Raw genomic sequence first — 18,812 nt, 5'->3', positions numbered from 1 at the left:
GCCTGCAGTGATGGCAAGCCCTGACTAGGCTCACCGCTGCGCCCAAAGAATACCCTTCTTCAAAGCCTTGGAGATGACTGAATTTGACTGAATTTGCGGTGTCCGCCGCATGTACCGGGGCGGCCATCGCATGGCGCAAAGCTGAGCGAGCCGACACCGCTTGCCCAAAGAATCCATAATCGCCCATCAAACTTTTGTGTCCTGTGGGCAGATGAAGAAAAGCACTACCGAGAACAAACGCCCTCTGCGTGAAACATCTGTCCGAATCCTGGATGCTGCAGAGCAACTTTTCGCCGCTCAAAGCTATGAAGGCACATCCATTCGCCAGATCACCGATCTGGCGGAGGTCAGGCTTGCCCTGGCGCACTACCACTTTGAATCCAAAGAGCAGATTTTTTTCGAAGTGCTGGCACGTCGGGCCAATGTGGTCAACGAGAGCCGCCAGAAACTGCTGACGCACTACCGCAGCGTGCGTGGCCAATCCCCCCTGTCGGTGGAAGACATTGCCCGCTGCTACATATCGCCCTATCTGTACTGGAGCCTGCACGGCGGCCCTGGCTGGCAGAACTACGCCAAGCTTGCGGCACGCATCATGTCCACCGAGCGCTGGATGGAGCTGCTCAGCAATCTGTTCAATCCGCTGGCACAGGCGTTTTTACACGAGCTGCGCCGCACCTTTCCAGGCCGCGAGGAGCAGCGCATTCAGTGGGCGTTTGACTTCATGGTTGGCGTGATGAGCAATACCTTCAGCGAAAACAACCGAATCGTGGGACTGTCCAACGGACTGTGCTCCTCGGAAAACCATGAGGATGCCTGCAACCATTTGCTGCCCTTTGTTGTAGCGGGTGTCAGCGCCACGGTCGATACCGCCACAGCGTCCTTCACAAACGATTTCGACACCATTCTTCAGGCCTCAACCCTGAACGACTGAAAAGCAGACAAGCGCACCAAAGGCCTGAGCACTGGTGTCGCTACAGGCCAATCCCACTATCCATCGCGGGGGATCGCCAAGTGTCGCGCCCTGAAGATTGCTGAGCGAAAGGTGCAACTCCTTTCCTCTCAGCAGGGCTTAGAGCGGCTAACACAACCCAGCAAACCGAAGGTTTGCGATCGAGACGAGGCGCGAAGCCGCAGGCAGTACAAAAGTACGACAAGGCGAAGCAACAACGTATCGAGGGTTGTGTTAGGTTCTATGTTTCGCGTCAAGCAGTTTTCGGCAGCAATTGCTCGGGGTTGAACACCGTATTGCCTCGCCAAACAGCAAGGGCCACTCGAAGCAGCTTACGCCCCAAGATCACCATCGACTCTGTCGTTGAGAAGCCCTTAGCGCGAATATGCGCATAAAGCGGCTTGAGCGCTTTGCTGTGGCTGGCAGCGAATGCGGCCAGATACATCTGCCTGCGCAGCAAGGCTGGGCCTCGTTTGCTTAAACGCCTCCTCCCACGCTTTGTGCCAGAGTCATTGGCACGAGGGTCCAGCCCGCTATAGGCAACCAGTGCGTCCGAGTTGGCAAAGTGCAGGCGACTTAAAAGCTCTGTCAGCAGTGCACTGGTTTGTGGGCCAATCCCTGTAATCGACTGCAGTCGCTGGCAGCCTTGGTGCATGGCGTCGTCACTGGAGATCAGGTGCACAACCTGCTCATCAATGGCCTGCAGCAGGGCTTTGAACGATTCCATCAAGTGCACCATCTGCGGCCCGGGTAAGTCAACCGCCTTGAGCGTCTGCTTCAAGGCTGCCTGGTGCGCGCTAAGCTGCGCACGTCGAGTCAGCAAGAGATGGAGCTGCTGCTGAACGGGTGTGCCAGGCTGCCAGGGATACAGGCTTTGAACATGCTCCTGCAGATAGCGCCGAATCACCACGCAGTCCAGAGCATCGCTTTTAGCCCTGGCGCCCAGTGCCTTGGCATAAAAGAACACATCCCGGGCATTGAGCACATACACATTCAGCCCTGCTTGCAAAGCCAGTTGTGCGAGCAGCAAGTGGTAGCGCCCTGTAGATTCCATGGCGACAGAGCAATCTTGGGGTAACGAGGCCAACCAGCGCATGATCGCAGATGTGTCATTGGTCACGCTCACGGCAGCTTGATCGCCAACGCTGATGACCAACTCCGCTTTGGAGACATCCACTCCGATAAAGGTCGTTTGCATAACAGCACCTCCAACAAAGACAATGGCTTGTCGGGGTGCCTGTTCCACCTACGTGCGTTGGCTTGCCTTCAGATCGGCAGTCACGCAGCCTGATGGCTACGTGCTGCTCAGTTCCTTATCGACGCTATGAGGTGGGGTGGGAGGGATCTAACTCAGTCGGTCTGCGCAAACAGCCGATAGCGACTCTTGTCCCTCACCCCGACACCGTAAACATACAAGCGGCTCTTATTCGGCGGACCGCAACGCCCATCCATGGCGAGCCATTGAACGGCGGCAAACCCAAGGGTTAACGCTGATCACGTTAACGTGAATATTCACGCTCAGACGCATGCCGCACACTCTTTTAAAAATTTGGTCGGTCGTCCAACCATTGTTTTTTTAAGGAGCGCAGCACCCATGAGCCTTCAACGTCCTCAAAACGGCACGCAACGTGACGCAAGTGGTATTTCACTGCCCAGACGTCAAGGTCTGCAGTGGCTGCTTGCAGCAGCAGGCTGCGTAATGACAGGCGCGCTGCCCGCAAGCGCAATGGCGCAAGAGAGCTGGAAGCCCGCGCACCCTATCAAGATCGTGGTGCCCTTCCCGCCGGGCGGTGGCACCGATGCGGCAGCCCGCTTGCTGGCGGACACCATCACCAAGCAAAGTGGCTTTGCCGTGATTGTGGAAAACCGGCCAGGGGCCAATGGCATCCTGGCAACACAGGCCGTCAACACTGCGGCACCGGATGGACTCACCCTCATGATGGGCACCTCCGATACACATGCCGTCAACCCGCACCTGTATCCCCAGGCGGTCAAGGCGGTTGCCTCCATGATTGCCGTGAACTCCGTCGCCCGCGTTCCCGTCATGCTGGTTGGCCGCAAGAACCTGCCGCAAAAAACGACGCGTGAAGTCCTGCAATTTGCGCGCAGCAACGAGATGACCTATGCCCATTACGGCATCGGCAGCAATGGGCAGCTTGCGATGGAAATGATCAAGGCCAACGCAGGCATCGACAAGATGCTGGGCGTGCCCTACCAGGGCGGCGGCCCCGCCATGCAAGCCGTGCTGGCCGGGCAGGTTGACATTGCAGTCGTGCCCATGAACGCAGCGCTGGCGCAGGGCCCCAATATCTTGCTGCTTGGCACGGTTTCCGCACAACGCCCCGAAGGCGCCAAAGAGATTCCCACGCTCAAGGAACAGGGCTTTGACGTCGTCGCTGACTCATGGACAGGCCTGTTCGCACCATCTGCCACACCCGCCAATGTGGTGGCAGCCATCTCCCGCCTGACCAAGGCTGCAGTGGCTAGCCCAGAGTTCGCCAAAAGTCTTGCCGCACAAGGCTTGTCGCCCTTGCAGCTGGACGGCAGTGCCGAGTTCTCCAAGTTCGTCGCCTCAGAAAGCGCACGCCTTGGCAAGGTCATCCGCGCCGCCAATATCAAAGTAGAAAAGTAACCCAAGGAGCTTTTATGACATCCACAACACAAACATCCGCAATTGACCTGGCTGGCAAGCGCATTCTGGTGACGGGTGGCTCCAGCGGTATTGGACTGGCGTCGGCGCGCCGTTTCATCGAAATGGGCGCCACCGTCTTTTTGGTAGATGTGAACGAAAAAGCCCTGGCACAGGAAGCACAGGCCATGGGTGCCAAGGGCTTCGCCGTAGCAGATGTGACCAGTGAGGAGGCCTGCCAATCTGCGGTCAGCCAGGCAGAAACAGCCCTCGGCGAAATTGATGCACTCTTTCACTGCGCGGGCGTGAGCGACCAGGTCACTTCCGCCATCGACATGGACATCGACGTCTGGCAGCGCATTGTCGATATCAACCTGCGCGGCTGCTTTTTGATGTGCCGCACCGTAGGCCGCCTGATGCTCCAGCGCAAAAAAGGCACTATCGTCAACATCGCCTCGGTCAACGGCATCAACGGCATTCCACGGCGCAATGCTTATGGCCCTGCCAAAGCGGGTGTCGCCCTGCTGACCCGCAATTTGTCCTGCGAGTGGAGCCACCAAGGCGTGCGCGTGAACGCCGTTGCGCCCGGCTACATCGCCACTCCCATGGTTGACCAACTGGTGCAGGACAAAAAAATCGACCTGGACCGCATTGAGCGCCGCACCCCCATGGCGCGCATGGGCCTGCCCATCGAGGTGGCCAACGCAGCAGCTTTCTTGCTGTCTGATGCAGCATCCTATGTGTCTGGCGCCGTGCTTCCCGTCGATGGTGGTTTTACCTCCTACGGCGGCGCTGGCGATGTGAAGTCGGCCTGAACCCGACTAGCCCCTTGACTCAACCGTTGATGGAATCACTATGACTACGCCAAGTAACACACGCACCGACTCCAGCAGCCAGGCGGCCAATGATCCGGCTTTGCGCTCGTTCATCGAGGTCGCGGCAGATTCGCATTTTCCCATCCAGAACCTGCCATTCGGCATCTTTAGCCAGGGCAGCGGCACGCCACACCCAGGCGTCGCGATTGGCGACCAAATTGCCGACCTGCAGGTGCTGGCCGAAGCAGGCCTGTTGAATGCAGTGGATGCCAGCGTGCTGAAGCAGCCTACGCTCAACGCTTTTATCGACCTGGGCCGCACTGCCACATCAGCGCTACGCCAGCAGATCAGCGCGCTGCTGCGCCATGACAACCCCACGCTGCGCGACAACGCCACCTTGCGCCAAAAAGCCATCGTGCCCATGGCCGGTGCCACCATGCATCTGCCGGTGCGCGTGGGCGGGTTCAGCGACTTCATGCTCTCGCGCGAACATTCCATCAACTGCGTAGACATTCTGGGCGGCAGCCCTGGCAGCGGCACGCTGTGGCCCAACTGGACCTATTTGCCCATGGCCTACAACAGCCGTGCCAGCTCGGTGGTGGTGAGCGAGACTCCAGTCAAGCGCCCATGGGGCCAGGTGGTTTCTGCCGGTGAAACCACACCCCGCTACCAGCCCAGCCGCAGACTGGATTTTGAGCTGGAGGCAGCACTCGTCGTGGGTGCAGGCAACGCACTGGGTGACCCCATTGCCATTGGCCAGGCTGAGCAGCACGCGTTTGGGGTGGTGCTGCTCAACGACTGGAGCACGCGGGACATTCAGGCTTGGGAGGCACAGCCTTTGGGTGTTTTTGTCTCCAAGGGCCATCGCACCTCCATCTCGCCTTGGATCGTCACCTTCGATGCGCTGGAGCCATTCCGCATTGCCGGTCCAGAGCAATCGCCCAAGCCGCTGCCCTATCTCGACCAGCAAGGCCTGCGCAACTTTGATGTGTACATGCAGGCCTCGATCAAACCGCAGGACGCCGACACCGCTTCCGTGGTCTGCCGCAGCAACCTCAGATACCTGTACTGGAGCTTTGCCCAGCAACTGGCCCACCACGCCAGCACCGGCTGCAATATGCAGGCCGGTGACTTGCTGGGCACTGGCACGGTCAGCAACTCGAACCCCAACGGCCTCGGCTGCCTGTACGAAGCCACGCGCAACGGCCAGCAGCACATTGAACTGGAACAAGGCGGCACCCGCGTCTATCTGGAAGACGGCGACGAGGTGGAGCTGACCGCCTGGGCCCAAGGCCCCGGCTACCGCATCGGGTTTGGAACCTGTACTGGCCTGGTCACGCCAGCAGATACCCACCACCAATGATCCAAGCCATTCACCCATCGCACAAACTTGGCAAATATTGCATCCACGCCAATAAAGACATAGCCTGAGGCAACGCAAATGTTGCTGCCAAAGGCTTGGCACCACCTACCTAACTGAAGGAGTTCATGATGGTTTTAGCAGTACAGATTCAACGCAATGGCGGCCCGGAAGAGCTGCAGCTGGTTGAGGTTGAGGTTGGCCCGCCCGGCCCTGGCGAAGTGCGCATCCGCCACCACGCCATTGGCCTGAATTTCCTCGATGTCTACCAGCGCTCCGGCATCTACAAGTTCCCCATGCCCCTGCAGCTGGGCATGGAGGGTTCGGGCATCGTCGAGGCCGTGGGCGAAGGCGTGACCCACCTAAAGGAAGGCGACCGCGTCGCCTACACCACCCTGCCTTGCGGCAGCTATGCCGAGGTGCGCAACGTGCCAGCCATGTGGGTTTGCGTGCTGCCCGACGCCATCAGCTTTGAGACCGGCGCAGCCATGATGCTCAAAGGCCTGACGGCGCAGTACCTGCTGCACAAATGCAAACCCGTCGAAGGTCTGGAAGCCGGTGACCTCATCCTGTTCCACGCAGCCGCCGGTGGCGTGGGCCTGATCGCTTGCCAGTGGGCCAAGGCGCTGGGCTATCGCATGATTGCCACTGCCGGATCGGAAGAAAAATGCCAGCTGGCGCTTGCCAATGGTGCAGAGTTCGCTATCAATTACAGAACAGAAAATTTTGTAGAGCGCGTCAAAGAGATCACCAACGGCGAAGGCGTCAAAATCGTTTACGACTCCGTCGGCAAGGACACCTGGGAAGGCTCGCTGGAATGCCTGCGCGCATTCGGTCTGCTCGCCAGCTTCGGCAGCGCATCGGGCACGCCACCTCCCATCACCACCACCCAGCTGGCGCCGAAGAGCCTCTACGTCACCCGCCAGGGCCTGTGGCCGCATTTCACGTCGCGTGAAGCCTGCCAGGCCATGGCCGATCAGCTCTTTGATGCCGTCATCTCCGGCAAGATCAAAATCCACATCGAGCAACGCTTTGCCATGCGTGATGTGCAAGAAGCACACCGTGCACTGGAAGCGCGCAAGACCATTGGCTCGACCATTTTGATTCCCTGATCGCGCACTGACGCGATTGCAGGCACCTGCCAGAGGTGCCTTCGGAGATCACTAAAAGCGCGGCTTCTTTCTTGAATACCCAAGAGAAGCCCCGTGAAGCTCGCGATCTACTGGCGATTCGGTCGCGATCAAACATATCGAGCCACAGACAAAACAAAGGCAGCCCGAAGGCTGCCTTTGTTTTTAACAGGTCCTGAGACCTGAACTCTGCGCTTACTTACGCACTGGTGGCACGTCCGTGCAGCTGCCATGCGCCACTTCCGCCGCCATGCCGATGGACTCGCCCAGCGTGGGGTGTGGGTGGATGGTCTTGCCAATGTCCACGGTGTCAGCACCCATTTCGATGGCGAGAGCAATCTCACCAATCATGTCGCCGGCGTGCGTGCCGACCATGCCGCCGCCCAGGATGCGGCCGTGGCCGTGGGCTTCGGGGGAATCGTCAAACAGCAGCTTGGTGAAGCCTTCGTCACGGCCGTTGGCGATGGCGCGGCCAGAGGCGGCCCAGGGGAACAGGCCCTTCTTGACCTTGATGCCTTGTGCCTTGGCCTGGTCTTCGGTCAGGCCCACCCATGCCACTTCGGGGTCTGTATAGGCAACGCTCGGGATCACGCGGGCGTTAAAGGCTGCGGAAGCCAGTTCCTTGTTGCCTTGCAGTTCGCCAGCGATGACTTCAGCGGCCACGTGTGCTTCGTGCACGGCCTTGTGTGCCAGCATGGGCTGACCCACGATGTCGCCGATCGCGAAGATGTTGGGCACGTTGGTGCGCATCTGGATATCGACGTCGATAAAGCCACGGTCGGTCACGGCCACGCCAGCCTTGTCTGCACTGATCTTCTTGCCATTGGGCGTGCGGCCCACGGCTTGCAGTACCAGGTCGTAGGTCTGGGGTTCAGGCACGGTGACGCCGTCCTTGGCAGGAGCGAACGAGACTTTAATGCCTTCGGGCGTGGCTTCGGCACCCACGGTCTTGGTGTTGACCATGACGTTGTCGAAACGTGGCGCGTTCATCTTTTGCCAGACCTTGACCAGGTCGCGGTCAGCGCCTTGCATCAGGCCGTCCATCATTTCCACTACGTCGAGGCGTGCACCCAGCGTGCTGTAGACGGTGCCCATTTCCAGGCCGATGATGCCGCCGCCCAGAATCAGCATGCGCTTTGGCACTTCCTTCAGATCCAGCGCACCGGTGGAATCCACCACGCGTGGGTCCTTGGGCATGAAGGGCAGATGCACGGCCTGCGAGCCTGCGGCAATGATGGCGTTCTTGAACTGAACGACCTTTTTGCTGCCGGTCTTGTCTTGGCCGTCACCGGTGGTCTCTTCCACTTCGATGTGGTTGGCCGACACAAAGTTGCCATAGCCGCGCACGATGGTGACCTTGCGCATCTTGGCCATCTGGCCCAGGCCGCCGGTCAGCTTGCCAATGACCTTCTCTTTGTGGCCGCGCAGTTGGTCGATGTTCACCTCAGGAGCGGCAAACTTGACGCCTGCGACTTCCAGGTGCTTGACCTCGTCCATCACCGCTGCCACGTGCAGCAGCGCCTTGGAGGGGATGCAACCCACGTTCAGGCATACGCCGCCCAGCGTCTTGTAACGCTCGACCAGCACGACCTTCAGACCCAGGTCAGCCGCCCGGAAGGCTGCGGAGTAGCCGCCAGGGCCACCGCCGAGCACGACCACGTCGCAGTCCATATCGACCGTGCCAGCAAAGTTGCTTGCTGCAGGACTAGGAGCTGCTGGCGCGATTGGGGCGGGCACTGGTACCAAATTGGGTGCAGAAACGGCTGCGGGGGCTGCAGGTGCGCTGGCGGGGGCCGCAGCAACGCCTGCATCCGCCGCCTCCAGCGACAGGATCACCGAGCCTTCTTTGACCTTGTCGCCAATCTTGACCTTCAGCTCCTTGACCACACCGGCGTGGCTGGAAGGAATTTCCATGGAGGCCTTGTCAGACTCCACGGTAATCAGGGACTGGTCCACCGCCACGGTGTCACCGGGTTTGACCAGCAGTTCGATCACGCCCACTTCGGCGAAATCACCAATGTCGGGCACTTGGATATCAAGGATTGCCATGTGCAGCACTCCTTACAGCAAGATGCGACGGTAGTCCGCCAGCAGTTGCGCCAGATAAGCGTTGAAGCGGCCTGCGGCAGCACCGTCGATCACGCGGTGGTCCCAGCTCAGGCTCAGCGGCAAAATCAAGCGCGGCACAAACTGTTTGCCATCCCACACCGGCTTGGTGGCCGATTTGGACAAGCCCAGGATGGCGACTTCCGGCGCATTGATGATGGGTGTGAAGTGCGTTCCACCAATGCCCCCCAGCGACGAGATGGACATGCAACCACCTTGCATGTCAGCCGCGCCCAGCTTGCCATCACGAGCCTTTTGGGCCAGCTCGCTCATCTCGCGGCTGATCTGCAGAATGCCTTTTTGGTCGGCATCTTTGATGACCGGCACCACCAAGCCATTGGGCGTGTCTGCCGCAAAGCCGATGTGGTAGTACTGCTTGTAGACCAAGGTGTCGCCGTCGAGCGATGCGTTGAACTCAGGGAATTTTTTGAGTGCAGCGACCAGTGCCTTGATGACAAAGGCCAGCATGGTGACCTTTACGTCGCTCTTGGCTTTGGCGCTTTCGGCATTGGTGCTGATGCGGAAGGCTTCCAGATCGGTGATATCCGCTTCGTCGTTGTTGGTGACGTGGGGAATCATCACCCAGTTGCGGTGCAGATTTGCCCCGCTGATCTTCTTGATGCGCGACAGGTCCTTGCGCTCCACTGCGCCGAACTTGCTGAAGTCGACTTTGGGCCAGGGCAGCAGATCCATGCCCACGCCAGAACCACCGGCCGGTGCCTTGGCGGCCTGGGCCTTGGTTTGCACGGCACCAGTCATCACCTGCTTGGTGAAGTTCTGCACGTCATCGGCGGTGATGCGGCCTTTGCTGCCCGAGCCTTTGACTTCGGCCAGCGGCACGCCCAGCTCGCGCGCAAATTTGCGCACGGATGGCGATGCGTAAGGCAATGCACCTGTGGGCGCTAGGGTGGGCTGGTGCGCAGCGGGGCTGGAAGCCGCTTGCACCGGTACCGCCACTGGTGCGGGAGCTGGTGCTACAGCGGGGGCCACAGCAGGTGCTGATGCTACTTTTTCAGGAGCTGGTGACACGCTTTCGGCGGGTGCTGGTGCCGCATTTTCTTCAAGGACAGCCACAAAATCACCCACGTTGACCTTGTCGCCGATCTTGACCTTCAGCTCCTTGATCACGCCGCTGGTGGGTGATGGGATTTCCATCGCCGCCTTGTCCGACTCCACGGTGAACAGCGACTGCTCGGTTTTGACGGTGTCACCTACCTGCACCAGCAGCTCGATCACGGCCACGTCTTTGAAGTCGCCGATGTCGGGGACGCGAATGTCGATCACGCTCATTGCTGGCTCTCCTTGGCGGTGCGCACGATGCTGGCGGCATCCACGTGGAAGAACTGACGCAATGCGGCGCGGGTGTCGCTGCGGCCAAAGCCGTCCGTGCCCAGCGTGCGGTAGCTGCTGCCTGCTGGCAGGTAGGCGCGCACGCTTTCGGGCACGGCGCGCACATAGTCGGTGGCGGCAATGACGGGGCCCAGCGTGCCATCCAGTACCTGGGCAATCCAGGGCGTGGTGCCGGACTGCGATTCGCTGGCCATGCCGTCGCGGGCCAGCTCGCTCCAGCTGGTGACGCTGACCACGTCCACACCCCAACCTTCAGCGGCCAGTTGCTCTGCCGCCTTGACCACTTCGGTCAGGATGGCGCCCGAGCCCAGCAAGGTGACGCGGTTCGCGTCCTTGGCCACACCTTCACCAAAGCGGCGCAGCACATAGCAGCCGCGCAACACGCCTTCGGCCGCGCCCTCAGGCAGGTCGGGCTGGGCGTAGTTCTCGTTCATCAGGGTGATGTAGTAGAAAACGTCCTTCTGCTCGACCATCATCTCGCGCATGCCTGCGTCCAGAATGACGGCCAGCTCGCCCGCGTAGGCCGGGTCGTAGGCCTTGCAGTTGGGGATGGTGGCTGCCACCAAGTGGCTGGTGCCGTCCTGGTGCTGCAGGCCTTCGCCGCCCAGTGTGGTGCGGCCCGATGTGGCACCCAGCAAGAAGCCACGCGCGCGCTGATCGGCCGCAGCCCAGATGGCATCGCCCACACGCTGGAAGCCAAACATCGAGTAATAGATGTAGAACGGCAGCATGGCCAGGCCGTGCACGCTGTAGCTGGTGGCTGCAGCCGTCCAGCTGGCAATGGCACCGGCTTCGCTGATGCCTTCTTCCAGAATCTGGCCGTCCAGCGCTTCGCGGTACGAGAGCACCGAGCCAATGTCTTCGGGCGCATAGCGCTGGCCCACGCTGCTGTAAATGCCGACCTGCTTGAACAGGTTGGCCATACCAAAGGTGCGCGCTTCATCGGCCACGATGGGCACGATGCGCGGGCCCAGCTGTGCATCCTTGAGCAAGGTGCCCAGCATGCGCACAAAGGCCATGGTGGTGCTCATCTCCTTGCCAGCAGCGGCCACCGCAAACTGGGCGTATTTGTCGATGGGGGGCACAGGCACCACATCGCACGCGGTTTCGCGCTTGGGCAGCGAGCCACCCAGCTTCTCGCGGTGATCGCGCAGATAGCGCATCTCGGTGCTGTCGGCAGCGGGTTTGTAGAAGCTCAGCGAGGTGGCTTGCTCATCCGTCAGCGGCAGGTTGAAGCGGTTGCGGAATTCGATCAACTCCTCTTCATCCAGCTTCTTCTGGCTGTGGGTGGTCATCTTGCCCTGCCCAGCCGTGCCCATGCCATAGCCTTTTTTGGTGTGCGCCAGAATCACGGTAGGCTGGCCGCGGTGGGCTGCAGCGGCTGCGTAAGCAGCGTGGATCTTGACGAGGTCATGGCCGCCGCGCTTGAGCTGGTCAATCTGCTCGTCGGTCAGGCCCTGTGCCAGCGCGGCCACTTCGGGGTTCTGGCCAAAGAAATGCTCGCGGTTGTAGCGCCCGTCCTTGGCGGCGAAGGTCTGCATCTGGCCATCCACCGTGTCGCCCAATGTGCGCACCAGGGTGCCGGTCAGGTCACGTGCAAACAAGCCGTCCCAGTCGCTGCCCCACACCAGCTTGATGACGTTCCAGCCGGCGCCGGCGAACAGGCGCTCCAGCTCGTCGATGATGCGGCCGTTGCCTCGCACCGGCCCGTCCAGGCGCTGCAGGTTGCAGTTGACCACCCAGACCAGGTTGTCGAGCTTCTCGCGTGCGGCCAGTGTGAGCGCGCTCATGCTCTCGGGCTCGTCCATCTCACCGTCGCCAAACACGCCCCAGACTTTGCGGTTCTGGCAGTCCAGCAAGTTGCGATGCGTGAGGTAGCGCATGAAGCGCGCGTGGTAGATGCTGCTGATGGGGCCGATGCCCATCGAGCCTGTGGGGAACTGCCAGAAGTCCGGCATCAGATACGGGTGCGGATAGCTGCACAGGCCGCGTGCACCGCTGTCGGGCGCGGTGATTTCCTGGCGGTAGTGCATCAGGTCGGCTTCAGTGAGGCGACCTTCCAGGTAGGCCCGCGCATACACGCCGGGCGAGCTGTGCGGCTGGAAAAACACCAGATCGCCGCCATGCGCAGGGCTGCGGGCGTGGAAGAAGTGGTTGAAGCCGGCCTCAAACAAATCGGCCGCGCTGGCATAGCTGGCGATGTGGCCGCCCAGCTCGCCATACGCCTTGTTGGCGCGCACCACCATGACCAGAGCGTTCCAGCGCATCAGCGATGCGATGCGCTCTTCCACCGCCAAATCGCCCGGAAACGGAGGCTGCGCCGCCGAGGGAATGGTGTTGACATAGGGCGTGTTCAGGTCAGGCTGCCACTGGATGCGCTGGGTGCGGGCCAGACGCACCAGTTCGTCGAGCATGAAGCGGGCACGCTCCTCGCCTTCTTGCGCAGCCAGCGCCGTAAAAGCATCGCGCCATTCGGTGGTTTCGGCAGGGTCCGTGTCTTGGATATGCTGCTGATCAGCAGAAATGCTGTTGGACATGAAGGGCACTTTCGACTTGAGAATTGATAGACGGATGTTCTGTAAAAAGGAATCCGAGGGGGAGCCAGAAGTCTTGCGCGACATGGCTTGCAATGCGATGACAGCCAGCGTTCCACTGGCAACAACACCGCGCACGCTGGAACCCAGCGCAGCAGCTTGAGCACCCAAAATGGGCGTTCTTTACCGCCCTATGCTGCAAAGCAGAGACAACCGGGAACTTCAAATTCCATCTGCAAATTTGAAATTGCCGGCTGTCTCGTCAAGCCCTCGCCCCCTCATATTGACTGGCTAGCTGTTTTTGACAATGCCATCGAGGAACGCACTGACAAGATCCACGCACTGCTGGGGCTGGTCATAAGGCAGGTGATGACCGGCATTCGGCACCAGATGCAGGCTGACCGAGGGCAGTCCGTTGCGAATCACATCATTCCAAATGGCTCCCGGGTCATCAGCCCCCCACAGGGCCAGCACCGGGCAGCGCACTTCGGAAAGCCTCTGCGACATGGGGTTGAGCGATGCCACCACCCCCGCCAGCAGCGGGTAAGCTGCACGCGGGTGCGACAGCTGCACTTGCAACTCATGTGCTGCGAGTTGCGGGTTTTGATCGCGCCAGCCCGGTGTGTGCATGAGCCGTTGAAATGGCTCGGCGGTGAACAGCGCGGCTCGTTCCTTTTCATCGCTCAGGCTGCCAAGCTGCTGCGCCAGCGCCTTGAGATTGTCCAGATGCGCTGGCCCCGGGGCGTCAACGGCAGCGTCCATGTACACCAGCGCATTCACACATTCAGGGTGCTCAGCCGCCACACGCAAGGAAATCGCGCCGCCAATCGACAAGCCCACCAGCGTGGCCTGGGTTTCGCCCAGCGCTGCGATCAGTTGCGGGTAAAGGCGCACCAGATCGGCCACGCCCCAGCCTTGCGGCCAGAACCCCGATTGGCCATGCCCCGGCAGATCAAGCTGCACGCAGCGAAAGCGATCGCTGAGCGCCTCCGCCAGCGTGTCCCACAAAGAGTGATCGAGAAAAGTGCCGTGGCTCATCAGCACCAGCGGCCCCTGGCCCTGCTCGCGGTAGGCCCAACGGATGCCTCCCAGTTCAAGGTGTTTCAAGGATGTGCTCATGCTCATACTCCCGAGCCGGTGACCGTGGCCAGCAAGGCATCCACGTTCTGCGGCAGTGCGTTGCCACGCCAGACGACGTGATGATCCGGACGAATCAGTGCCAGGCGCGCTTCATACAGTGCAGGCAAATCGGCGTGCTCGACGCTCACCACCTTGAAGGGAATACCGCGGCGCTGGGCGGCCTGCTCCAGGGCTTCTGCTGCTGCGTCGTTGTGGTTCACGCACAGCAGCGTGAAGCCTTCGCTGAAGCGGTCATACAGCGACTCATCACCCAGCCACACGTGCGGTGCGCGGGCACCTGGGGCGGCGCTGGAGACATAGTCGCCAAAGGTGGATTGCGGCGCCACCTGGCCATCTTCCACGATGATGGGCGAGTTGCGGTACACATAGCCCAGCTGTGCGCCCAGGCTCACGAATTCACGCGACTTGGCGCCAATGATGCTCTGGCCCAGTTCATTGCGAATGGCTTCGCCGCGTGGCGAATTTTCTTCCATGCCTTCGCGCACATAGGAGGGGCCGACGTGCTTGGTGCTTTCCTCGCACAGCTCCTGAATCCAGGCAAAGATGCTGCGGCGCTCGCTGCAGTAGCTGTCCAACAGCTTTTGGCCACCCCAGCCTTGAATGGCGGCAGCCAGCTTCCAGGACAGGTCTGCCGAATCGCCGATAGAGGCATTCATGCCAAAGCCACCAAAGGGCGAAACCAGGTGAGCCGCATCGCCCGCCAGGAAAACACGGCCTTCCTTGAAACGCGGCGCGCACAGCGAGTGAATCCACAGCTCGCCGCCGCTGACGACCTCGGTTTCGAACTCCATGCCGATGTCCGCAAACAACTTCGCGCGCACGGCCTCCCAGTTGTTGCCGTCGAACTCTTCGTTCACAGGAGCCGAGAAGTACTGGAAATGGCCATCGCTGTGCTGCGGAGCCAGAATGCCTGAGGAACGGTCCTCGTTGGTGAACCAGGTCATGGCGGCCAGCCCCGTGTTGTCCTCCATGATCTTCTTGAGCTGGGGGGAATAAAACAGCCACGAGAAGCCATAGACCAGATTGGCAATACCTGCCATCTTGATGCCCAGCTGCTTGCGAACCTGGCTGCGGCTGCCGTCAGCACCCACAAAGTACAGGCCGCGCACCTGCTTGGTCTCGCCTTGCGCATCCGTATAGCTGACGGTGACGCCTTCATCGGATTGAGAGAATTCGGTGAAATTGGCTTCGAAGCGCACATCAATCAAAGGCAAAGCGGCTACGCGCTCGCGGATCGTGCGCTCGATGGCGGCTTGCGGACCCCACAGCGACACTTCAGAAGCAAACGGTGCGCGATCTGCAAACTGCACGCCGCCCGGGAAGTTTGCCAGTACATGGCCATTGCCACGGGTCACAAAGCGAATGTCGCGGCTGATCTCAGGGCCCAGCGGAATATTGGCGCGCAGTGCATCTGCCATCCCCCAACGACGGAAATGCTCCATCGAACGGGTGTTGGTCAGGTTGGTACGGGCCGCAAACCTGGCGTCCTTTTTGCGCGATTCCAGAATGACGCTGGCGATGCCGCGCTGGGCCAGATCGATCGCAATGCACATGCCTGCAGGGCCTGCGCCGGCGATGATGACGGGGGCATCTACGGATTGGGTGGTAGTTTGATTCGCCATGGTTTGTCTCCTGTGGTTATTTGGAATGACCTAATGTGCTCAAAGCGCAAAGGCAAAACACAGGCAGATGTGCGCAAGTTGGCAGTTCTTGCGATAGAAACATGCAGAGCACTGCTTGTAGGACATCATCCTGATGCAGGGCTATTCCCGATGACACGCATCAAGTGTTTGGCCGAAATTCGCACTCAAGTACCGATCAAGTCAGCTTGAGGAGCCACAGCATGCTCAACCCCAACCAGATCACCCCACCCGCACACACAGGAGGTATTACCTTTGAGTGCGAGGATTTCCCTGTGAATTTTTCGCCGATTCAGGAATTTGGCTGGAGCAGCATTCACTATGTAAAGCCCGGAAGCCAGCAACACTCCATTTCCATGGTGCGAGACACGCACACCCTGCTGATCTTTGACCGAGGCAGTTACAGCGATGGCTGGCGCAGCGTTGATGGACTGCGCATCGGACAGCGCGGCATTCTCGGCACGGGTGTGGATGTGGTCCCTGCAGGCTCGCAACTCAATGCATGGTCGGGACTCAAAAGTAACATCGGTTGCACGCTGATCTCGGTTGATCCTCAGCGACTGGATCCGATTCTGGGAGAGGATGAACGGGCATACCAGTTCCGTCCCGCTTCCAATCTGTGCAACGAACTACTCGTTGCAGTGGCCTCTCGCATCAGCGCCTGGGTCGCCCTAGATCAACGCGAGCGCGGTGGCCTGCAAACTGAAACACTGCTGACGCTGCTGGCTCAAGAGCTGTCACGCGTGCAGCACGGCTCAGGCACTGGCAGCGTGCACCGTGGGGGCTTGGCTCCCCGCGTTGAACGGCAGGTGCGTGAGTTCGTCAATGAGTCCCTGAGCGCAAGCATCAACCTCGAAACGCTTGCAAGCCTTGCAGGCCTGAGCCGTTTCCATTTTTCACGTGCGTTCAAGGCCTCGTTTGGCCTGTCACCCCACAAATACGTGCAGCAGGAACGTCTGCGCCGCGCTTGCGAGCTGATGGAGCACTCAGACCAGTCCATTACCGACATTGCGCTGCAGGTGGGCTTTGCTTCATCCAGTGAATTGGCTCGAACCTTCAAGCAGCTCAAAGGATTTTCGCCACGCCAGTTTCGCAATGCCCTGTCCAGCCGCACTGCGCAGGACTTACCCTGAACCTCACTAACAGCAAGAACCGGGCGATACAGCAAAAATTGCGTAGCTGACTGAAGTCACTGTCTCTACATTGAATGCACAAGGGCGCAGGCACTAGACCTCGCGCAACTACTAAAAGCGTTCATAGGAGACAAGGTATGACAGAAATTGCTACGGCAACGCAATCACCTGTGCCATTCAAAATGGCGCATTTTGTGCTGCGCTGCACACGGTATCGCGAGGTGGTGGACTGGCACCTCAAGGTCTTCCAGGCACGCGTAGTTCATGAAAATGATTTCCTCACTTTCATCACCTACGACGACGAACATCACCGCGCAGCCTTCATCAAGATCGATGGTCTGGTCCCTCGTCCGGAGAATTGCGAGGGCATAGACCATATCGCATTCAGCTATCGCACCGTCAGCGAGCTGCTCATGCACTATCAGCGTCTGAAGGCTCTGGACATTCAGCCCGCCTGGGCCATCAACCACGGCCCCACTACATCGCTGTACTACCGCGATCCTGAAGGGACTCTGATCGAGTTCCAGGTAGACAACTTCACTACGCACGAAGAAGCCGCTGCGTACTTCAAGACCTCGCACTTTGAAGACAACCCTATCGGGGTGGAATTTGATCCTGATGCCATGGTGCAACTGTGGCATGCCGGGGCAAGCGAGGCGGAACTGGCCAAGCAAGGCACAGCAGCACTACCTGGTGGCAATGTCGGCCCCAAATCCTGATTGAAATCTTTCTCTGGAATTCACCATGAAACTTGCTACTTTTGAAGCGTCCAACGGACGCGTTGCACTCGGCATCGTGACGGCGCAAGAGCGCGTTATCGATATCTCGCGGCACCTTCCCCAGGCACCCCGCGACATGATTTCACTGATCGCCAACTGGGCCGAATGGCAGCCTGCTCTTGCAGCGCTGGCGACAGGTGCCGGTGAATGGGCAGTCAGCGAAGTTCGCCTGCACGCCCCTGTTCCCCGCCCCGGAAAGATCCTTGGCATTGGCCTCAACTACGCAGACCACGTTGCCGAAGCCAATATGGCGCGCCCCGAGGTGCAGCTGTGGTTCACCAAACTGCCCACCAGCGCACGCGGCCCCTTCGACAGCATTGACCTTCCCAAGGTTTCCGAGCAACTGGACTACGAAGCCGAGATGGCCTTTGTGATCGGCCGCCGCTGCCGCCATGCAACCCGCGAACAGGCGGCTGAAGCCATCTTCGGCTACTGCGTGGCCAACGATGTAAGCGTGCGCGACTGGCAACTGCGCACATCCCAGTTCATGCTGGGCAAGTCGTTCGACACACATGCCCCATTCGGCCCATGGATTACCACCAGCGACGAAATCGCCAACCCACATGCGCTGGACATTCGTGGTCTGGTCAACGGCGAAGTGCGCCAATCATCCAACACCCACGAGCTGATTTTTGACTGCTTCGACCAGATCGTTCACCTCTCCCAAGTCTGCACGCTGGAGCCAGGAGACATCATTCTGAGTGGTACCCCTGGCGGGGTAGGCGCAGGCTTCAAGCCTCCACGCTGGCTCAAGGCTGGCGACGTAGTCCGCGTAGAAATCCAAGGCCTGGGTCATATCGAAAACCGAGTGGAGACAGAAGCATGAGCACCAACACACAAACGACTTTGAACACACTGCAGCAAGAGATCACGCAATGCGAACAACAGCGTTGCGATGCGCTGGTAAAGGGCGATATTGCCGCACTGGAAAAGCTGCTTACGCAGGATCTGGTTCACATTCACGCCAACGGGCAAGGCGAAGACCTGAGCGCTTATCTGAACACCGTCGCTCAGCATCTGGAGTTTTTGACGGTCCAGCGTGTGGATCTGAAGATCCGCGCATCCAATGCAGCACTCAATGTGGCAGTGGCAACAGGTGAGTTGAAGCAGACCATCCGCGTACGCGCCAATGGCCAGCAAGTTGACATGCGCATTGTGACAACGCAGGTCTGGCAGCGCGACGATGCCAATGGCCAATGGAAGCAATCGTCATTTCACGCCACCAATATTGCGTAACTGACTGACCT

15 protein-coding genes are annotated in these 18,812 nt (G+C 59.9%); 9 read left to right on the top strand and 6 right to left on the bottom strand.

Translation table 11 applies throughout. The features are described from left to right. Nucleotides 1-211: 211 nt before the first annotated feature. On the top strand, nucleotides 212-931 hold the full coding sequence (locus JDW18_RS08240) for a TetR/AcrR family transcriptional regulator (RefSeq protein WP_218243163.1): 720 nt from the start codon (nucleotides 212-214) through the stop codon (nucleotides 929-931). 271 nt (nucleotides 932-1,202) lie between these two features. On the opposite strand, the gene JDW18_RS08235 is transcribed toward JDW18_RS08240, so the two are convergent. After that, complete coding sequence (locus JDW18_RS08235) at nucleotides 1,203-2,147, bottom strand: transposase (RefSeq protein ID WP_218242117.1); 945 nt, start codon at nucleotides 2,145-2,147, stop codon at nucleotides 1,203-1,205. Between the two features lie 396 nt (nucleotides 2,148-2,543). Here JDW18_RS08235 and JDW18_RS08230 point away from each other — a divergent pair, with 396 nt between their 5' ends. The 4 genes from JDW18_RS08230 to JDW18_RS08215 all read left to right on the top strand — a co-directional run bounded on the left by JDW18_RS08230 (nucleotide 2,544) and on the right by JDW18_RS08215 (nucleotide 6,865). Beyond that, nucleotides 2,544-3,581 (top strand): Bug family tripartite tricarboxylate transporter substrate binding protein, encoded by a 1,038-nt coding sequence (locus JDW18_RS08230; RefSeq protein ID WP_218243162.1) that lies wholly within the window; start codon nucleotides 2,544-2,546, stop codon nucleotides 3,579-3,581. A 14-nt stretch (nucleotides 3,582-3,595) separates the two neighbouring features. Then, nucleotides 3,596-4,393 (top strand): SDR family NAD(P)-dependent oxidoreductase, encoded by a 798-nt coding sequence (locus tag JDW18_RS08225; protein ID WP_218243161.1) that lies wholly within the window; start codon nucleotides 3,596-3,598, stop codon nucleotides 4,391-4,393. Nucleotides 4,394-4,433: 40 nt separating this feature from the next. Next, nucleotides 4,434-5,756, top strand: coding sequence for a fumarylacetoacetase (gene fahA, locus JDW18_RS08220; RefSeq protein WP_218243160.1), 1,323 nt, complete (start codon nucleotides 4,434-4,436; stop codon nucleotides 5,754-5,756). Nucleotides 5,757-5,884: 128 nt separating this feature from the next. Then, nucleotides 5,885-6,865, top strand: a complete 981-nt coding sequence (locus tag JDW18_RS08215) for a quinone oxidoreductase family protein (protein ID WP_218243814.1) — start codon at nucleotides 5,885-5,887, stop codon at nucleotides 6,863-6,865. A gap of 213 nt (nucleotides 6,866-7,078) precedes the next feature. Here the strand turns inward: JDW18_RS08215 and lpdA are convergent, their stop codons facing one another. The 5 genes from lpdA to JDW18_RS08190 form a co-directional block, all read right to left on the bottom strand. Then, entirely contained in the window at nucleotides 7,079-8,932 is a 1,854-nt protein-coding gene (lpdA, locus tag JDW18_RS08210; RefSeq protein WP_218243159.1) for a dihydrolipoyl dehydrogenase, read from the bottom strand. Nucleotides 8,933-8,944: 12 nt separating this feature from the next. After that, nucleotides 8,945-10,279, bottom strand: a complete 1,335-nt coding sequence (aceF, locus tag JDW18_RS08205) for a dihydrolipoyllysine-residue acetyltransferase (RefSeq protein WP_246610346.1) — start codon at nucleotides 10,277-10,279, stop codon at nucleotides 8,945-8,947. Beyond that, nucleotides 10,276-12,876 (bottom strand): alpha-ketoglutarate dehydrogenase, encoded by a 2,601-nt coding sequence (gene mdeB / locus JDW18_RS08200; protein ID WP_218243158.1) that lies wholly within the window; start codon nucleotides 12,874-12,876, stop codon nucleotides 10,276-10,278. Before mdeB ends, aceF begins: the two co-directional genes overlap by 4 nt. Nucleotides 12,877-13,164: 288 nt before the next feature. Beyond that, complete coding sequence (locus JDW18_RS08195; RefSeq protein WP_218243157.1) at nucleotides 13,165-13,992, bottom strand: alpha/beta fold hydrolase; 828 nt, start codon at nucleotides 13,990-13,992, stop codon at nucleotides 13,165-13,167. A gap of 2 nt (nucleotides 13,993-13,994) precedes the next feature. Further along, complete coding sequence (locus JDW18_RS08190; RefSeq protein ID WP_218243156.1) at nucleotides 13,995-15,635, bottom strand: FAD-dependent monooxygenase; 1,641 nt, start codon at nucleotides 15,633-15,635, stop codon at nucleotides 13,995-13,997. A 221-nt stretch (nucleotides 15,636-15,856) separates the two neighbouring features. On the opposite strand from JDW18_RS08190, the gene JDW18_RS08185 reads away from it, so the two are divergent. The 4 genes from JDW18_RS08185 (at nucleotide 15,857) to JDW18_RS08170 (ending at nucleotide 18,801) form a co-directional block, all read left to right on the top strand. Beyond that, the gene (locus JDW18_RS08185) at nucleotides 15,857-16,786 is read left to right on the top strand and encodes a helix-turn-helix domain-containing protein (protein WP_218243155.1); all 930 of its coding nucleotides are present in this window, start codon (nucleotides 15,857-15,859) and stop codon (nucleotides 16,784-16,786) included. A gap of 137 nt (nucleotides 16,787-16,923) precedes the next feature. After that, nucleotides 16,924-17,505, top strand: a complete 582-nt coding sequence (locus JDW18_RS08180; protein WP_218243154.1) for a VOC family protein — start codon at nucleotides 16,924-16,926, stop codon at nucleotides 17,503-17,505. 25 nt (nucleotides 17,506-17,530) lie between these two features. Then, a complete protein-coding gene (locus tag JDW18_RS08175) occupies nucleotides 17,531-18,391 on the top strand; it encodes a fumarylacetoacetate hydrolase family protein (protein WP_218243153.1) in 861 nt (286 codons plus the stop codon). After that, nucleotides 18,388-18,801: a nuclear transport factor 2 family protein gene (locus tag JDW18_RS08170; RefSeq protein ID WP_218243152.1), complete on the top strand. Its 414-nt coding sequence runs from the start codon at nucleotides 18,388-18,390 to the stop codon at nucleotides 18,799-18,801. Before JDW18_RS08175 ends, JDW18_RS08170 begins: the two co-directional genes overlap by 4 nt. Nucleotides 18,802-18,812 lie beyond the last annotated feature (11 nt).

The organism is Comamonas fluminis (genome assembly GCF_019186805.1).
Lineage (GTDB): Bacteria > Pseudomonadota > Gammaproteobacteria > Burkholderiales > Burkholderiaceae_C > Comamonas > Comamonas fluminis.
The sequence above is the reverse complement of the archived record's forward strand: the minus strand, read 5'-3'. Positions and strand labels throughout refer to the sequence as shown.

Excerpts from the sequence above, each read along its gene's own strand:
- JDW18_RS08240 (WP_218243163.1), top strand. The coding sequence starts at position 212 with ATGAAGAAAAGCACTACCGAGAACAAACGCCCTCTGCGTGAAACATCT.
- JDW18_RS08235 (WP_218242117.1), bottom strand. The coding sequence starts at position 2,147 with ATGCAAACGACCTTTATCGGAGTGGATGTCTCCAAAGCGGAGTTGGTC.
- JDW18_RS08230 (WP_218243162.1), top strand. The coding sequence starts at position 2,544 with ATGAGCCTTCAACGTCCTCAAAACGGCACGCAACGTGACGCAAGTGGT.
- JDW18_RS08225 (WP_218243161.1), top strand. The coding sequence starts at position 3,596 with ATGACATCCACAACACAAACATCCGCAATTGACCTGGCTGGCAAGCGC.
- fahA (WP_218243160.1), top strand. The coding sequence starts at position 4,434 with ATGACTACGCCAAGTAACACACGCACCGACTCCAGCAGCCAGGCGGCC.
- JDW18_RS08215 (WP_218243814.1), top strand. The coding sequence starts at position 5,885 with ATGGTTTTAGCAGTACAGATTCAACGCAATGGCGGCCCGGAAGAGCTG.
- lpdA (WP_218243159.1), bottom strand. The coding sequence starts at position 8,932 with ATGGCAATCCTTGATATCCAAGTGCCCGACATTGGTGATTTCGCCGAA.
- aceF (WP_246610346.1), bottom strand. The coding sequence starts at position 10,279 with ATGAGCGTGATCGACATTCGCGTCCCCGACATCGGCGACTTCAAAGAC.
- mdeB (WP_218243158.1), bottom strand. The coding sequence starts at position 12,876 with ATGTCCAACAGCATTTCTGCTGATCAGCAGCATATCCAAGACACGGAC.
- JDW18_RS08195 (WP_218243157.1), bottom strand. The coding sequence starts at position 13,992 with ATGAGCACATCCTTGAAACACCTTGAACTGGGAGGCATCCGTTGGGCC.
- JDW18_RS08190 (WP_218243156.1), bottom strand. The coding sequence starts at position 15,635 with ATGGCGAATCAAACTACCACCCAATCCGTAGATGCCCCCGTCATCATC.
- JDW18_RS08185 (WP_218243155.1), top strand. The coding sequence starts at position 15,857 with ATGCTCAACCCCAACCAGATCACCCCACCCGCACACACAGGAGGTATT.
- JDW18_RS08180 (WP_218243154.1), top strand. The coding sequence starts at position 16,924 with ATGACAGAAATTGCTACGGCAACGCAATCACCTGTGCCATTCAAAATG.
- JDW18_RS08175 (WP_218243153.1), top strand. The coding sequence starts at position 17,531 with ATGAAACTTGCTACTTTTGAAGCGTCCAACGGACGCGTTGCACTCGGC.
- JDW18_RS08170 (WP_218243152.1), top strand. The coding sequence starts at position 18,388 with ATGAGCACCAACACACAAACGACTTTGAACACACTGCAGCAAGAGATC.